The organism is Pseudomonas sp. TSO6, assembly GCF_056098905.1.
Window position 1 is genome coordinate 98,797 of the sequence record NZ_JBLZWV010000026.1, and the last position, 15,713, is coordinate 114,509.

Consider the following 15,713-nt stretch of genomic DNA (forward strand, 5'->3'; position numbering starts at 1 on the left):
TGTGCCGCGTTTTCCACGGGGATTCAGCGCAGGAGAAATCGGAGGCTAAGGTATGCAGGCTCAGGGTGTGTTGTTCGGGCAGATCGCCGCTGTGTTCGGCATCGTGATCGCCGGTGTGTGGGGTGCCACGCAATGGACAGCCGCCGCATTGGGCTACCAGCTACGCCTGGGCTCGCCCTGGTTCGACTTCCACGGCACGCCGGTCTATTACCCGTGGAAACTGTTCGAGTGGTGGTTCTTCTTCGACGCCTACGCGCCGCAGGTGTTCGACACCGGCGGCCTGATCGCGGCAAGCAGTGGCCTGTTGGCCGTGGCGGTCGCCATCGCCATGTCGGTGTGGCGCTCGCGCCAGGCTCGCAAGGTGACGACCTATGGCTCGGCCCGCTGGGCCGATGCCGCCGACATTTGCAAGGCCGGGCTGACGCAGCCTGCTGGCATCTTTCTCGGCCAGCATGACGGCCACTACCTGCGGCACGAAGGGCCGGAACACGTCCTGACCTTTGCGCCGACGCGCTCAGGCAAGGGTGTGGGCCTGGTGGTGCCGACATTGTTGAGTTGGCCCGCGTCTGCCGTCATCCACGACATCAAGGGCGAGAACTGGCAGATCACAGCCGGCTGGCGCTCGCGCTTCTCGCACTGCCTGCTGTTCAACCCGACCGATGCCAGCTCGGCGGCCTACAACCCGCTGCTGGAGGTGCGGCGCGGCGCACATGAGGTGCGCGACGTGCAGAACATCGCCGACATCCTGGTCGATCCCGAAGGCGCGCTGGAGAAGCGCAACCATTGGGAGAAGACCAGTCACGCGCTACTGGTCGGCGCGATCCTGCATGTATTGTACGCGGGCGAAGACAAGACGCTACGTGGCGTTGCCAACTTCCTCTCCGACCCAGCCAGCCCGTTCGAGCTGACCTTGCACCGGATGATGACGACCAAGCACCTGGGCGATGCACAGCATCCCGTCGTTGCATCCGCTGCCCGCGAAGTGCTCAACAAAAGCGACAACGAGCGCTCAGGCGTGCTGTCCACCGCCATGTCGTTCCTCGGCCTGTACCGCGACCCCACGGTGGCCGAAGTCACGTCGCGCTGCGACTGGCGCATCGCCGACCTGATCGCGGCGGAGCATCCGGTATCGCTGTATCTGGTAGTGCCGCCGTCGGACATCTCGCGCACCAAGCCGCTGATCCGACTGATCCTCAACCAGATCGGCCGACGGCTCACCGAATCGCTGGATGGCAGTGACGGCATCCAACGCCGCCACAAGCTGTTGTTGATGCTCGATGAGTTTCCGGCGCTGGGCCGTCTGGACTTCTTCGAGACAGCGCTGGCCTTCATGGCGGGCTACGGCATCCGCAGCTTTCTGATCGCGCAGTCGCTCAACCAGATCGACAAAGCCTACGGCCAGAACCATTCGATTCTGGACAACTGCCATGTGCGCGTGACGTTCGCCACCAACGACGAACGCACGGCCAAACGCATATCCGAAACGCTCGGAACGGCCACCGAACTGCGCGCCCAGCGCAACTACGCGGGCCACCGATTTGCACCGTGGCTGGGGCATTTGATGGTGTCGAGACAGGAAACCGCGCGTCCGCTGCTGACGCCAGGCGAAGTGATGCAACTGCCGCCGGACGAGGCGGTGGTGATGGTGTCCAGTGTCGCGCCGATCAAGGCGAAGAAGCTGCGCTACTTCGCCGACGCCAATTTCAAGCAACGGGTAATTCCGCCGCCTGCAGTGACTGCAGGCCGCTATGCCGATGTGCCGCCTGCACGACCTGACGACTGGAGCGGCCTGGCAATACCTGCGGTTCCTGCGGCACCGGCCACCGCATCCGCCGATGACCTGGAGGCCTCGGGTTCGACCGACGACGGCGGCCCACGCCGCCAGCCCGAACTGTCCGAAGCCATCGCCTATGCCCCCGAGATGGATGCCCCGAGCAGCGACTTGTCGCTGCTCGATGACGACGACATGCCCCCGGTGCTTCCCGGCCAGCTCGACCCCGCCCTGCAACGCACGGCGCGACTGGCTTCTCTCGACCCCAACGACGGAATCGACCTATGAGCCAATACCGATTGAACCTGTTCATCCAGCACGAGCACGCCAAGCGTCTGGACGAGCTGGCCGCCAAGAAAGGCGTCTCGAAGTCCAGCATCGTCGCCGCTGCCTTGGCGTCCTGGCTGTCGCCCGATGCCGGCGACCAGCGTGAGGCCGCCATCGCCAAGCGGCTGGATCGCCTGTCGCGGCAGGCCGAGCGTCTGGAGCGTGACCAGAACATTCAGATCGAAACGCTGGCGCTGTTCATCCGCTATTACCTGACCGTCAGTACGCCGGTGCCCGAAGCCCATCAGGATGCGGCTCGCGCTCAGGGCAAGGCGCGTTTCGAGCAGTTCGTCGAACAGTTGGGCCGTCACCTGCTGCGTGGCCGCAGCTTGGTGCGCGACGTGGTGGAAGAACTGCACCCCGACCCCATGCGCATGGATGAGGCGGCGGTGATGGCTGCCGCCCATGAACGCACAGCGGAGCGTGCGTCATGAGTGCCGTTCCACAGATCCCGCCCAATCCACGCTCATCCGCTGCGGCGTCCCAGGATCGCCGCATCCAGATGCTGCGCACGGCGATGGGGCCGGTGATCGCTGCTGCGCTGGAAGACCCGGACGTGGTGGAAGTGATGCTCAACCCCGACCGGACATTGTGGGTGGATCGACTGTCGTCTGGCCGTGCGCCGCTGGGCGTCGAACTACCCGAGGCTGATGGCGAACGCATCATCCGCCTGGTCGCTGCCCATGTTGGAGCGGAGGTGCATCGCGGCCAGCCGCTCTTGACTGCCGAACTGCCAGAAACCGGCGAGCGCTTTGAGGGCATCTTGCCGCCCGCCGCACCCGGCCCGGCCTTCGCGCTGCGCAAGCGGGCCGTGAGCATCATCGGCCTGGATCGCTATGTGGCCGACGGCATTCTGATCGCTGGGCAGGCCGAGTTTCTGCGTCATGCCGTGCGCGAGCGGCACAACATCCTGATCGCGGGCGGCACCAGTACCGGCAAGACCACGCTGGCCAATGCCTTGCTGGCCGAGATCGCCGCCACCGGCGATCGCGTGCTGGTGCTCGAAGACACCATCGAACTGCAATGTGCGGCCCGTGACCATGTGCCGCTGCGCACCCGTGCGGGCGTGGTGTCGATGCAGGAGCTGGTGCGCGCCACGATGCGCCTGCGCCCGGATCGCGTGATCGTCGGCGAAGTGCGCGGCGGCGAAGCGCTGGATCTGGTGAAGGTCTGGGGCACCGGCCACCCCGGTGGCATCGCCACCATCCATGCTGGCTCTGCCTTGGGCGCACTGCTGCGCCTGGAGCAACTGATTCTCGAAGTCGCGGTGAATCCGCCCCGTGCCCTGATCGCCGAGGCGGTCAACGTGGTGATCCACATCGCAGGCCGCGGCCGCAAGCGCCACGTCGAAACCATTTCTCGCGTCGTCGGTTTCGACGGCGCGGGCTACCGCCTGGCGGATGCGCTGGAAACGCCATTTCCCGAGCTCCCGCCGGCTCCTCTTGCAGCCGCTGCCGCTGCGCCTTCCTCAATCCCTGACCAACCTGGAGAACTGTCATGACGCACGTTGATGCTTTCCGTCTTTCCGTAAATCCGCTTTTCCGCCTGCCCATGCTGGCGCGGCTGCACCGCCTGGCCCGACCCGCAGGGCAAGGGCTGCTGCTGGCCGCGCTGATGCTGTTGCTGGCGGGAACGGCGCAGGCCGCCGGTTCCTCGATGCCGTGGGAAGGCCCGCTGCAATCCATCCTCGAATCCATCCAGGGGCCGGTGGCCCGCATCGTCGCGGTGATCATCATCATCGCCACCGGCCTGGCGCTGGCCTTCGGCGATACCAGTGGCGGTTTCCGCAAGCTGATCCAGATCGTCTTCGGCCTGTCCATCGCCTTCGCGGCTTCGAGCTTCTTTCTGTCGTTCTTCAGCTTCTCCGGCGGGGCCGTCGTATGAGCACGGCCACTGATCTTCCGGGCTTTGAAGTGCCGCTGCATCGCTCGCTGACCGAGCCGATCCTGCTGGGCGGTGCGCCGCGCACCGTGGCGATTGCCAACGGCACGTTGGCTGCCGCCGTCGGGCTGGGCCTGCAACTGTGGATTCCCGGCGTGGCGCTCTGGATCGCCGGCCATTCGCTGGCGGTCTGGGGTGCGCGCGTCGATCCGCAGTTCATGCAGGTCTTCGCCCGGCACATCAAGCACAAGCCGCTGCTGGACGCATAGGGAGAAGCCGACATGCTGAACCTTGCCGAATACCGCCAGCGGCCCGCGCTGCTGGCCGACTGGTTGCCCTGGGCCGGGCTGATCGCGCCGGGCGTGGTACTGAACAAGGATGGTTCGTTCCAGCGCACGGCACGCTTTCGTGGGCCGGATCTGGACAGCGCCACGCAGGGCGAGCTGATCGCCACATCGGCGCGGTTGAACAACGCACTGCGCCGACTGGGATCGGGCTGGGCCTTGTTCATCGAAGCCGAGCGCCGCGCAGCGGCGGGCTATCCACGTTCCGAGTTTCCCGAACCGCTGTCTTGGTTGGTGGAAGAAGAACGCCGTGCAGCTTTCGAGGAATCCGGCCACCACTTCGAGAGTGCCTATCACCTGACGCTGGCCTACCTGCCGCCCGAGGAATCCCGCGCCCGTGCCGCCAAGATGCTCTATGAGAATGCGCCGGGCGACGGTGTGGACTGGCAGGGTCGGCTGGAAGCCTTCGTGGCTGAAACCGATCGCGTGTTCGACCTGCTCGGCGGCGTGATGCCGGAGATCGCCTGGCTCGATGACGCTGAAACGCTGACCTACCTGCACGCCACGGTGTCCACACGGCGTTATGGCGTCGGCGTGCCCGACGTGCCGTTCCATATCGACGCACTGTTGGCCGACTCCGCCCTGGTCGGTGGCCTCGCGCCCATGCTGGGCGACCAGCACCTGCGCGTGGTGTCAGTGCGAGGCTTCCCGACCTCGACCTGGCCGGGAATTCTGGACGACCTCAACCGCCTGGGCTTTGGATACCGCTGGAACACGCGCTTTCTGTGCCTGGACAAAGCCGAGGCGGAAAAAGAACTCGGCCGCCTGCGTCGCCAGTGGTTCGCCAAACGGAAGAACGTCGTCGCGCTGCTGCGCGAAACGATCTTCCAGCAGGAAAGCCCGCTGGTCGATACCGACGCCAACAACAAGGCCGCCGACGCCGATGCCGCCTTGCAGGAGCTGGGCAGCGATCAGGTGTCCTTCGGATACCTGACGGCCACCGTCACCGTCATGGACACGGATGCCGCCGCTGCCGACGAAAAGCTGCGCATGGTGGAGCGCGTCATTCAGGGCCGGGGCTTCGTCACTATCCCCGAGACCTTGAATGCGGTGGATGCCTGGCTGTCATCCATTCCCGGCAATGCCTACGCCAACGTGCGCCAGCCCATCGTCTCGACGCTGAACCTGGCGCACATGATGCCGCTGTCCGCCGTGTGGGCTGGCCCGGAGAGGAACGCGCATCTGGATGGCCGGCCGCTGATCGTCACCCGCACCGATGGCGCGACGCCGTTCCGGCTGGTGACGCACATTGGCGACGTGGGCCACACGCTAGTCGCCGGGCCGACCGGCATGGGCAAGTCGGTGCTGCTCGCCACGTTGGCAATGCAGTTCCGCCGTTACTCCGGTTCGCGCATCTTCGCCTTCGACATGGGGCGCTCGATGCGCGCCACCATCCTCGGGCTGGGCGGCGAGCATTACGACCTGGGCAATGACGGGACGATTGCTTTCCAGCCATTGGCCCGCATCGACCAAGAGGGCTACCGCACCTGGGCCGCCGAATGGGTGGAAGGCCGCTTGTTGCATGAAGGTGTCGCCATCGGCCCGGACGAGAAGGCTGCGATCTGGTCGGCACTGGGCAGCCTCGCCGGTGCGCCAGTGGAGCAGCGCACGCTGACGGGCCTGTCGGTGCTGCTGCAATCGAACGCACTGCGCCAGGCGCTTGCGCCCTATGTGTTGGGTGGTGCCCACGGCAAGCTGCTGGACGCCGATGCCGACCGGCTGGGTTCCGGCAGCGTGCAGGGCTTCGAGATGGAAGAACTGATGCACAGCAAAGCGGCGGTGCTGGCCGTGCTGGGCTACCTGTTCGCCCGCTTCGATGAACGCTTCGACGGTGCGCCCACGCTGCTGATCCTCGATGAAGCCTGGCTGTTCCTCGATGACCCGGTGTTCGCCGCCCGCATCCGCCAGTGGCTCAAGACACTGCGCAAGAAGAACGTCAGCGTCATCTTCGCCACGCAGTCGCTGGCCGACATCAAGGATTCGAGCATTGCCCCGGCGGTGATCGAAAGCTGCGCCAGTCGGATCTTTCTCCCTAACCCACAGGCGACCGAGCCGCAGATCCGCACGATCTACGAAGGCTTCGGGCTGAACTCGCGCCAGATCGAGATCGTGGCGACCGCGCAGCCCAAGCGTGACTACTACTACCAATCGCGCCTGGGCAATCGCCTGTTCGACCTCGACCTGGGGCCAGCCACGCTGGCCTTCGCGGGTGCATCCACCCCGCAAGACCAACGCGACATGGATCGCGTGCTGCTGGACGCCGGTACACCGGGATTTGCCGGTGCGTGGCTGCGCCATCGTGGCCTTGATTGGGCCGCTGATCTGCTGCCGTCCTCGCCGGCGGCGGCTTCTTTCCTCGCTTCTCAACGACCGGAGGTTTCACCATGAAGACCCAACCCCGTTTGCTGTCCGTCTCGCTCGCCGCCGTGCTGTCGGTATCGCTGCTCGCCTCACCGCCTGCGTCGGCGCTGACGGTGTTCGATCCGTCCAACTTTGTGCAGAACACGCTGACCGCCGTGCGCACGCTGGAGCAGATCAACAACCAGATCAACCAACTCCAGAACGAAGCGCAGATGCTGATGAACCAGGCGCGCAATCTGGCGAATCTGGACTTCAACATCGTCAATCGCTTGCGTTCGACGCTGGCGACCACCGAACGCCTGATCGCCGAGGCACGCGGCCTGGCCTATGACGTGCAGAGCATGGATACCACGTTCTCGCGCCTGTACCCGGAACAGTACGCCGCGACGGTCAGCGGCGACCAGATGCTGCGCGATGCGCAGGAGCGCTGGAAGAACACGCTGAACGGTCTGCACACCGCGATGCGGATGCAGGCGCAGGTGTCGCAGAACCTGGCGCAAGACGAAAGCGCGCTGTCCGACCTGGTCAGCCAGAGTCAGTCCGCCACCGGCGCACTGCAAGCCATGCAGGCGACCAACCAGCTTCTGGCCTTACAGGCCAAGCAGTCGATCCAGGCGCAGCAGCTCCAGATCACGCAGGAACGCGCCGCCGCGCTGGAACTGGCACGCCAAGCAGCGGCTGTCGAACGCGGCCGGGAAGTGACGCGCCGCTTCCTGGGCGACGGCACGCCATACACGCCGCAGCGTGTGGATTTCTACGGCAACTGACGGGAGACGACCATGCGATGCGTTTCCTTGCTGCTGCCCGTGCTGCTGGTTGCTTGCAGCCAGCAGCCGACCGAAGACCTGGCCGCTGCCTTGGCCGCCGATCCCGTGCGACTCAAGGCTTTGCGTGCGCAGTGTGCAGCCGACCGGACGACGGCAGGCGAAGACGCTTGCCTGGCAGCGGCTGAAGCCTTCCGGCGGCGCTTCTTCGCCGGTGAAACCGGGCCTGACGAGTTCCGCACGCTGGCCGATCTACCGCCGATCCCGCCGAGCTTCGACACACCCATCAGTGACCAGGGCGCCATGCCCTTCGAGGGGGGCGTGCCATGAATGACGTGACAGTGATCGACCGATTTCTCGCTACCTTCTCGCGTTACATCGACTCGGGCTTTGGGCTGTTGCAGGGCGAAGTCGCGTTCCTCACCGCCACGCTGATCGTCATCGACATGACGATTGCCGGACTGTACTGGGCGATGAGTCACGCCACCGGCCAGGGCGATGACGTAATCGCCAAGCTGCTGCGCAAGGTGCTCTACGTCGGTGCCTTCGCCTACATCATCAATAACTTCAATTGGCTGGCCAGCATCGTCTTCCGCTCGTTCGCGGGCCTGGGCCTGACGGCCAGTGGCTCGACGATGAGCATGAGCGAATTCCTGCAACCGGGACGCCTGGCCAAGACCGGCATCGACGCGGCAGCGCCGATCCTTGAGCAGATCAGCGACATGGCGGGCTTCCCCGAGGTGTTCGTGAACATGACGCCCATCGTGGTCATGTTCCTGGCTTGGGCGGTGGTGATCCTGTGTTTCTTCGTGCTGGCGATCCAGCTTTTCATCACGCTGATCGAGTTCAAGCTGACCACGCTCGCAGGCTTTGTACTGGTGCCGTTCGCACTCTGGAATAAGACATCGTTCCTCGCTGAAAAGGTGCTGGGCAACGTGGTGTCCTCGGGCATCAAGGTGTTGGTGCTGGCCGTCATCGTCGGCATCGGCTCGGGTCTGTTCGCCGAGTTCCAGGTGCATCCGTCCGAGCCGTCCATCGACCATGCGGTGGTCATCATGCTGGCCTCGCTCACGCTGCTGGCGTTGGGGATCTTCGGGCCAGGCATCGCCACCGGGCTGGTATCCGGCGCACCGCAGTTGGGTGCAGGGGCGATGGCCGGTGCTGCGATTGGTGCCGCAGGCGCGGCGGTGGCCTTAGGAGCCGCCGCCACTGGAGTGGGCGGTGCGGTGATGGCTGGGGCGCGCATGGCACCGGCTGCCGCCAAGCTCGCCGGGACTGGCGCGCGGGCCGCGACCTCGGCGGCTGGCAGCGCGAAGTCAGCATTCCAGGCCGGTTCTGCCGCTGTGGGCGGCGGGGCCAAAGGCGCCATGGCAGGGCTGGGCAGTGTCGCCAAGGGCGGCGCACAGGCCGCTGGTCAACGCGCCGGTGCTGGCATCAAAGCGGCGGCAGCCAAGGCGGCCGCGCCATTCAAAGCAGGCTGGCAAGGCTCCGGCACCGGTGGTGGTTCCGGCGGTGGCGCTGCCAGTTCCGGGCAGACCACCACAGGCGATGCCTCTGGCGACACGGCCAACGCTCAGAAGCAGGAACAACCCGGCTGGGCCAAAAACCTGCAACGTCGCCAACGACTCACCCAGGCCACCACCACGGCCGCGCACACGCTGCGCGGTGGCGACGGCGGCGGTTCGGGCCAAGGCCCGAGCCTGCGCGATTCCGATAGCTGACTTTCAAGGAGAACTCCATGCGATTCAAACGACCGCAGGTGCGCTATGCCGATACGCCACAGCCTGCTACTCCGTATCAAGCTGCTGCACAGGTCTGGGACGAGCGCATCGGCTCGGCCCGCGTGCAGGCCAAGAACTGGCGGCTGATGGCCTTCGGCTGCCTGGTGCTCGCGTTGCTGATGGCCGGCGGCCTGGTGTGGCGCTCGGCGCAGTCCATTGTCACGCCCTATGTCATCGAGGTCGATCAGTCCGGCCAGGTACGCACCGTGGGCGAAGCGGCCACGCCGTACCGGCCTACCGATGCGCAGACGGCACACCACATCGCGCGCTTCGTGACGCTGGTGCGCTCGCTGTCCATCGACCCCATCGTCGTGCGCCAGAACTGGCTCGATGCCTACGACTACACCAGCGACCGGGGCGCGGCGGTGCTCAACGACTATGCGCGGGTGAATGACCCGTTCGCCCGCATCGGCAAGGAGTCGGTGACGGTGCAGATCACCAGTGTGGTTCGCGCCAGCGATGCGTCGTTCAACGTGCGCTGGACGGAACGCCGCTACGTCAATGGAGCGGCGGCCGGGCTGGAGCGATGGACGGCGGTGGTGTCCATCGTGCAGCAGACCCCGCGCACCGAAGAACGCCTGCGCCGCAACCCGCTGGGCATCTACGTCAATGGCCTGTCGTGGAGCCGTGAACTGGATTCTTCTGAAGGAGCCAAACCATGAATACACATTTCCGTAAAACCGCATTGCCTGTGATCCTGCTGGCATCGACTGTCCTGTTTGCGGGCTGCGCGACGCAGGGCAAACCGCCGCGGGTGATCTCGCTCGATGAGCCGGTGCAGGCTCGCCCATTGCCCGAGCCGCCCAAACCCATCGAAGTAGTAGCAGTGCCCGAACCCTTGGCGCTGCCAGCACAGTTGAAGCCGCTGCCCGAAGGAGACGCGGCCCCGACCGTGCCGGAGCCGGCCGACGAGAAAGTGCGCGTGTCGCGGGCCAACGCGGAGGCGCGCATCGCGCCGACCCGCGAGGGCTACGTCAATGCGATTCAGGTGTGGCCGTACAGCGACGGCGCGCTCTATCAGGTCTATGCCGCGCCGGGGCGTGTGACGGTGGTTTCGCTCCAGCCAGGCGAGGAGCTTGTCACTGTCGCCGCCGGCGATACCGTGCGCTGGATCGTCGGCGACACGTCCAGCGGCAGCGGCGCCGACCTGCGCGTGAACGTGCTGGTCAAACCGATCCGCTCGGCCCTGAAAACCAATCTGGTCATCACCACCAGCCGCCGGACGTACCTGCTGGAGTTGACCTCGACCGAGAAGGCGTGGATGGCGTCGGTGTCCTGGGACTATCCGAAAGACCGGATGCTGGCCTTGCAGCGCCAGGCGCAGGCGGCCAGCGCCGCCGCGCCGGTCGATACCGGCCTGTCGCTGGAGAAGATCCGTTTCCGCTACGCGGTGTCGGGCAGCAATCCGCCGTGGAAACCGCTGCGGGCCTTCGATGACGGCGAGAAGGTCTATATCCAGTTCCCGCCGGGCATCGCGCAAGGCGAGCTGCCGCCGCTGTTCGTCATCGGTGCGCAGGGTGACGGGCAACTGGTGAACTACCGTTTCCGCTCGCCGTACTACATCGTGGATCGGCTGTTCGGTGCGGCTGAACTGCGCCTGGGGGCTGACAAGGGCGACGTGGTGCGCATCGAGCGCACGGATGGCATTGCTGGGAGGAACTGAGCATGAGCCAGGACGATACCCCCGACCTTGCCACGCCTCAGGTGGACAAAGTGGCACCCGAGGCGGTGGCGCTGCGCGCCCAACCGCGTCCGGTAACGCGCCTGAACCGACGCACGTTGGCGATCCTCGCCGGTGGCCTGTCGGTTGGCGTGATGGGCGCGCTGATCTGGTCGCTGCAACCGCAGCAACGCGGCGCAGGCGAATCCACGGAGCTGTACAACGTGGATCGCGTCTCGCGCTCGGAAGGGCTCGACCAGCTTCCCACGGACTATTCCAAGTTGCCAGCGCTGCCGCCCGATGTGCCGGAGCTGGGGCCACCGCTGCCGGGTGATCTGGGGCCAGCCATCGTCAATTCGCAGCAGCCGGTCGCCGCCACCTATGCCGCGCCCGGCTATGTCCCCAACGATGCGCTGCGCAAGGAAGCAGAAGCGGCTGCGGCTTCATCGGTATTCTTCCGCACTGGCGCTCCGCAGGCTGCGCCCGTGGCGCAGTCGCAGATCGCCGCCGCGCCGGGCTTTGCCGCCAATGCCGCCTTCGCCCCGCTGGCCGCTGGCCCGGCCTCGACGGCGGCCCAGCCTGCTGATCCGACTGCCGTGCAGAACCGCCAAGACCAGAAAGAGGCGTTCCTGACAGGCGGCTCTACGGAAACCCGTAACTCCGGCAACCTGCAAATGCCCACCTCGCCGTATCAGGTGATGGCCGGAACGGTCATTGCCGGGGCACTGGTCACGGGCATCAAGTCCGACCTGCCGGGCGACGTGATCGCTACGGTGACGGAGCCGATCTACGACACGGCCACCGGCAAGTTCCTGCTGATCCCGCAGGGGTCGCGCATCCTGGGCAAATACAACAGCCAGGTCAGCTACGGCCAGAGCCGCGTGCAGGTGGTGTGGAACCGCATCATCCTGCCGGATACGTCTTCGCTCACGCTCGACAACCTCGTCGGCACCGACCCCGCAGGCTATGCCGGCCTGGAAGACGATGTGGACTGGCATTGGGATCGTATCTTTGCCGGTGCGGTGCTGACCACGCTGCTGGGCGTCGGTGCCGAACTGGCCGCACCCGAGAACCGCCAGGACGGTGATCGCGTCATCATCGCGGGGCGCGACAGCCTCCAGGACACCGTGAACCAGGTCGGCCAGGAAGTGACCCGGCGCAACCTCAACATCCAACCCACGCTGACCAGCCGCCCTGGCTTGCCGGTGCGCATCATCGTCAACCGCGATCTGGTGCTGCGGCCTTATCAGCCACTGTTTTTCAACAAGGGGACTTCGCGATGAGCACGACCAAGAAACTGCGGCTAGGGCCGCTACCCAAGACCGAAAGCGTCAAGCTGACCTTCGCTTGCCCGGCCAGCTTGAAAGCCGATCTCGACCGCTACGCCGCGCTGCATGCGCAGGCGTATGGCGAGGCGGTCGATGCCTCGACGCTGATCCCGCACATGCTGGAGGCGTTCATGGCGGGGGATCGGGGATTCAAGAAAGGAAACGCCAGCAAGGCCTTGCCGCCGAAGCCAAGCTGAAGATGCACTGGAACCAGACTAACCATCCCTCGAACGCGCAGCCCAACGCTGCGCGTTCTTCGTTCTGGATAGGCTGCGAGGGAATCGGCTAAGATGATCAAACAAGCCTGCCAGCTCTTGGCAATCTCCATCGCTGCAACGCGACCCGGCTTGCTTTCTCCAGGCTCTTATGTGGCTCCCAGCTCACAACGCTGCATCCTCTGCAAGCAGCATGAAACAGAGCTAACCTATTGCCCCGTATATGGTTTCAAGCCTCGTGCGCTTTTCACGAAAGGCTTGACACTGGCCATTTTTTATGCCCCTAAATCTCTCGGGAGTTGAAGTGTTCGGCCACGTAGCAAAAGGTCGCTGGGATGCGCCGCAGGCCAGAAGTCTGCGGCGTTTCATAGAGGGTCAAACTACAGCGATGTAGTGCTTTACGAACGACTCGCTCAATATTTCCCACAAAACTGGGGTGCCCTTAGTCACGAACCAGGCGTCGCCGGCCTTGTATCGATTGACCTGGCCAGTCGATTCATCTGTGAGTTGGATTTCACCGGTCATGATGACCGCTTGCTCATTGAATGGGTAGACCATTCGGAATTTACCGCTGGTGGTGCCGAAATAGCCGCTGCTAAGAGCGTCGGTTGGGGCCCCGAAGGTCATCTTGCCGTACGCTTTGACTTCACCTTCCAAGATGGTCGAGCCCAGATCGGCGACGGTACCCCATGCATCGAGTTCAGATAGTTGGACGCCTTGTTTGATGGCGGTAATGGTCATGGCAGTTCTCCAATGAAAAAATATTTGGGCGAGGTGAATTGAGCGACAACCGATGCCGAATGTCTTGACTGAGATTGCCAATGAGTATGACCACGGTGCCAATCTCGGCTTCCCCTACTCACCACGCTTGACGCCGCGATCGAGGTCAACGATTATTTGTACATATGTTAATGAACTGGCTGTGGCAGCCTCTCGTCATATTTCGTATTGGTAATGCGTTCACTCAATTCGCAGTCAAGCTGTTTGAGTTCAAAACTAAGCTCGCGAGAAATGAGTTCCTAACAATCTCCGCAGATGCATGCAGTACATAAAGTAAATAAAGACTCACCTCACTCTTCAGGAGTATGCGGAGTGCCTACATGACGCTTCCTCGCCCTTCATTGACGTTATCGCTTTTGCAAGCGCGTGAAGCTGTAATGGCTTTCTTTAGACCGGTGTTGAATGCCCATTCACTTACGGAGCAACAATGGAGAGTCATCAGAATTCTTCATCAACACGGCGTCTTGGAATGCCATCGCTTGGCTGAGCTAGCATGTATCCTTGCACCCAGTATGAGCGGAGTGCTTAAGCGCCTGGAGCGGGATGGGATGGTTTCTCGCCGAAAATCCTTTGGGGACCGCCGTAAGGTATTTTTTGAGCTTACGGAGCAGGGGGGGCAGACATTCACTGAGTTGAATGGCGAAATGGATGTTTATTACGACCGGGTCTTGAGTAGGTTTGGAAGCGAGAAGGCATCCTTGCTCATTTCGCTTTTAGAGCAAATGAGAGATATCAAGCCGTGATTGGGTCGTTCGGACGGCAATCAGCACATAGCGAGCTTCATAGCGTTCTGGCGTTAATCAAGCTGGGAATTTGGATGACCCTCGAAGACGGAGAGGGCCATCCATGTTGCATGCCAGGGGGCGAGCGCTCTCAGTAAACCCCGCCTCCTGAGGAGCTAAAAGCTGGGGTGTCTTTGAATTTTCCAGCAAGCTCTCTGAGGCCACGCATCAATACAGTCGTATCTACACCAACGGCAACGAATGCAGCACCAAGCTCAATGTAGCGCCGTGCCAGCTTTTCGTCTGCACTCAGAATACCAGCGGCCTTACCAGCTTTGCCGATCTTGACGATGGCCTCTTCAATGATTGCCTGGACTTCAGGGTGACCTGGATTGCCACGGTGTCCCAATGCCGCGCTCAAATCGGCTGGGCCAATGAACACGCCATCTACCCCGTCCACGGCGAGGATATCGTCCAGGCTCGCTAGGCCTTCTTTGTTTTCGATCTGTACCAGTAGACACATCTGCTCATCAGCGTGATCGAGGTATCCAGCGATAGTGTTCCAGCGCGAAGCACGCGCTAGGGCGCTACCCACTCCGCGTATACCGTTTGGCGGGTAGTGCACAGCTTTCACCAGCTCGCGCGCCTGCTCGGCGCTTTCGACCATCGGCACTAGAAGAGTTTGCGCACCGATATCCAGCACCTGCTTGATCAGCGCGGTATCGCCGATCACCGGGCGGATCACTGCCTGGCTGGGGTAGGGCGCCACCGCCTGCAGCTGCGCTAGCATGCCGCGCAGGTCGTTGGGCGCGTGCTCGCCGTCGATCAGCAGCCAGTCGAAACCGGCATTGGCGGCCAGTTCTGCGCAGTAGGCATCGGCCAGGCCGAGCCACAGGCCGATTTGCGGTTCACCGCTGCGCAGGCGCTGTTTGAAGTGGTTGATGGGCATGTCCATGGGCAGGTCCTCAAACGAAGCGGCAGGCGATGGAGCCGAGGATGTCGTAGTCGACGTGGAAGGTGTCACCAGGGCGTGCGGCGACCGGGCGGGTGAACGAACCCCCAAGGATGATCTGGCCGGGTTGCAAGGTGACGTCGTACGGCGCCAGTTTGTTGGCCAGCCAGGCAACGCCTTTGGCCGGGTGGTTGAGCACGGCAGCGCTGACCCCGGACTCTTCGATCACGCCATTGCGGTACAGCACCGCCGGCACCTTGCGCAGGTCGATTTCGGTGGGGCGCACGGCCCGACCACCCATCACCACACCGGCATTGGCGGCGTTGTCGGAAATGGTGTCGAACACTTTGCGAGTTGCCTGGGTTTGCGGGTCCACCTGCTGGATACGTGCGTCGATGATCTCCAGCGCCGGGATCACCCATTCGGTAGCGTCCAGCACATCAAATACGGTGACGTTCGGGCCCTTCAGCGGCTTGCCCAGGATAAACGCCAGCTCCACTTCAACGCGGGGCACGATGAAGCGCTCGAAGGGGATGTCGCTACCTTCATCGAACAACATGTCGTCGAGTAAGGCGCCGTAGTCGGGTTCGGTGATGTTTGACGACACCTGCATAGCGCGTGAGGTCAGGCCGATCTTGTGGCCCACGAGCTTGCGCCCGGCTGCGATTTTTTTCGCTACCCAGGCACGTTGGATGGCGTAGGCATCTTCGATGCTGATGGCTGGTTGGTCCAGCGAGAACTGGCGAACCTGTTCACGCGAGCGTTCGGCTTGGTCGAGACGCTCGGCAGCTTGCTGGATGAATGCGTTATCAAGCATGTCATTGATT

Annotated in this window: 17 protein-coding genes; 14 read left to right on the top strand and 3 right to left on the bottom strand. The window is 63.7% G+C overall.

What is annotated here, in order from left to right; all coding sequences use genetic code 11:
- Window positions 1-52: 52 nt before the first annotated feature.
- Genes ACN6NG_RS10220 through ACN6NG_RS10280 form a run of 13 tightly spaced genes read left to right on the top strand, consistent with a single transcriptional unit; the run spans window position 53 to window position 12,414 of the window.
- Entirely contained in the window at window positions 53-2,059 is a 2,007-nt protein-coding gene (locus tag ACN6NG_RS10220; RefSeq protein ID WP_474313793.1) for a conjugal transfer protein TraG, read from the top strand.
- Window positions 2,056-2,532, top strand: a complete 477-nt coding sequence (locus ACN6NG_RS10225) for a CopG family transcriptional regulator (protein ID WP_474313795.1) — start codon at window positions 2,056-2,058, stop codon at window positions 2,530-2,532. The genes ACN6NG_RS10220 and ACN6NG_RS10225 overlap by 4 nt, the downstream gene beginning before the upstream one ends.
- The gene (gene trbB, locus ACN6NG_RS10230; protein ID WP_474313796.1) at window positions 2,529-3,599 is read left to right on the top strand and encodes a P-type conjugative transfer ATPase TrbB; all 1,071 of its coding nucleotides are present in this window, start codon (window positions 2,529-2,531) and stop codon (window positions 3,597-3,599) included. Before ACN6NG_RS10225 ends, trbB begins: the two co-directional genes overlap by 4 nt.
- Window positions 3,596-3,982 carry a TrbC/VirB2 family type IV secretion system protein gene (locus tag ACN6NG_RS10235; protein WP_474313798.1) on the top strand — a complete coding sequence of 129 codons (387 nt, stop codon included), beginning with the start codon at window positions 3,596-3,598 and terminating at the stop codon, window positions 3,980-3,982. Before trbB ends, ACN6NG_RS10235 begins: the two co-directional genes overlap by 4 nt.
- Window positions 3,979-4,248, top strand: a complete 270-nt coding sequence (locus tag ACN6NG_RS10240; protein WP_474313799.1) for a VirB3 family type IV secretion system protein — start codon at window positions 3,979-3,981, stop codon at window positions 4,246-4,248. Before ACN6NG_RS10235 ends, ACN6NG_RS10240 begins: the two co-directional genes overlap by 4 nt.
- 12 nt (window positions 4,249-4,260) lie before the next feature.
- Window positions 4,261-6,711, top strand: coding sequence for a conjugal transfer protein TrbE (gene trbE / locus ACN6NG_RS10245; protein WP_474313800.1), 2,451 nt, complete (start codon window positions 4,261-4,263; stop codon window positions 6,709-6,711).
- Window positions 6,708-7,451, top strand: coding sequence for a P-type conjugative transfer protein TrbJ (gene trbJ, locus ACN6NG_RS10250; RefSeq protein WP_474313801.1), 744 nt, complete (start codon window positions 6,708-6,710; stop codon window positions 7,449-7,451). The genes trbE and trbJ overlap by 4 nt, the downstream gene beginning before the upstream one ends.
- 12 nt (window positions 7,452-7,463) lie before the next feature.
- Entirely contained in the window at window positions 7,464-7,778 is a 315-nt protein-coding gene (locus tag ACN6NG_RS10255) for a hypothetical protein (protein ID WP_474313803.1), read from the top strand.
- On the top strand, window positions 7,775-9,169 hold the full coding sequence (gene trbL, locus ACN6NG_RS10260; RefSeq protein WP_474313805.1) for a P-type conjugative transfer protein TrbL: 1,395 nt from the start codon (window positions 7,775-7,777) through the stop codon (window positions 9,167-9,169). The genes ACN6NG_RS10255 and trbL overlap by 4 nt, the downstream gene beginning before the upstream one ends.
- 17 nt (window positions 9,170-9,186) lie before the next feature.
- Window positions 9,187-9,891, top strand: a complete 705-nt coding sequence (gene trbF, locus ACN6NG_RS10265; RefSeq protein WP_474313807.1) for a conjugal transfer protein TrbF — start codon at window positions 9,187-9,189, stop codon at window positions 9,889-9,891.
- The gene (gene trbG, locus ACN6NG_RS10270) at window positions 9,888-10,892 is read left to right on the top strand and encodes a P-type conjugative transfer protein TrbG (protein ID WP_474313809.1); all 1,005 of its coding nucleotides are present in this window, start codon (window positions 9,888-9,890) and stop codon (window positions 10,890-10,892) included. The genes trbF and trbG overlap by 4 nt, the downstream gene beginning before the upstream one ends.
- Window positions 10,893-10,894: 2 nt before the next feature.
- Complete coding sequence (locus ACN6NG_RS10275; protein ID WP_474313811.1) at window positions 10,895-12,172, top strand: TraB/TrbI/VirB10 family type IV secretion system protein; 1,278 nt, start codon at window positions 10,895-10,897, stop codon at window positions 12,170-12,172.
- Window positions 12,169-12,414 (top strand): DUF2274 domain-containing protein, encoded by a 246-nt coding sequence (locus ACN6NG_RS10280; protein ID WP_343473046.1) that lies wholly within the window; start codon window positions 12,169-12,171, stop codon window positions 12,412-12,414. Before ACN6NG_RS10275 ends, ACN6NG_RS10280 begins: the two co-directional genes overlap by 4 nt.
- A 393-nt stretch (window positions 12,415-12,807) precedes the next feature.
- Here the strand turns inward: ACN6NG_RS10280 and ACN6NG_RS10285 are convergent, their stop codons facing one another.
- The gene (locus ACN6NG_RS10285) at window positions 12,808-13,173 is read right to left on the bottom strand and encodes a cupin domain-containing protein (RefSeq protein WP_474313812.1); all 366 of its coding nucleotides are present in this window, start codon (window positions 13,171-13,173) and stop codon (window positions 12,808-12,810) included.
- Between the two features lie 359 nt (window positions 13,174-13,532).
- Here ACN6NG_RS10285 and hpaR point away from each other — a divergent pair, with 359 nt between their 5' ends.
- Window positions 13,533-13,955, top strand: a complete 423-nt coding sequence (gene hpaR / locus ACN6NG_RS10290; protein ID WP_474313814.1) for a homoprotocatechuate degradation operon regulator HpaR — start codon at window positions 13,533-13,535, stop codon at window positions 13,953-13,955.
- Window positions 13,956-14,085: 130 nt separating this feature from the next.
- Here hpaR and hpaI read toward each other — a convergent pair whose 3' ends face one another.
- Complete coding sequence (gene hpaI / locus ACN6NG_RS10295) at window positions 14,086-14,889, bottom strand: 4-hydroxy-2-oxoheptanedioate aldolase (protein ID WP_474313815.1); 804 nt, start codon at window positions 14,887-14,889, stop codon at window positions 14,086-14,088.
- A gap of 10 nt (window positions 14,890-14,899) precedes the next feature.
- On the bottom strand, window positions 14,900-15,703 hold the full coding sequence (gene hpaH, locus ACN6NG_RS10300; protein WP_474313816.1) for a 2-oxo-hept-4-ene-1,7-dioate hydratase: 804 nt from the start codon (window positions 15,701-15,703) through the stop codon (window positions 14,900-14,902).
- Window positions 15,704-15,713 lie beyond the last annotated feature (10 nt).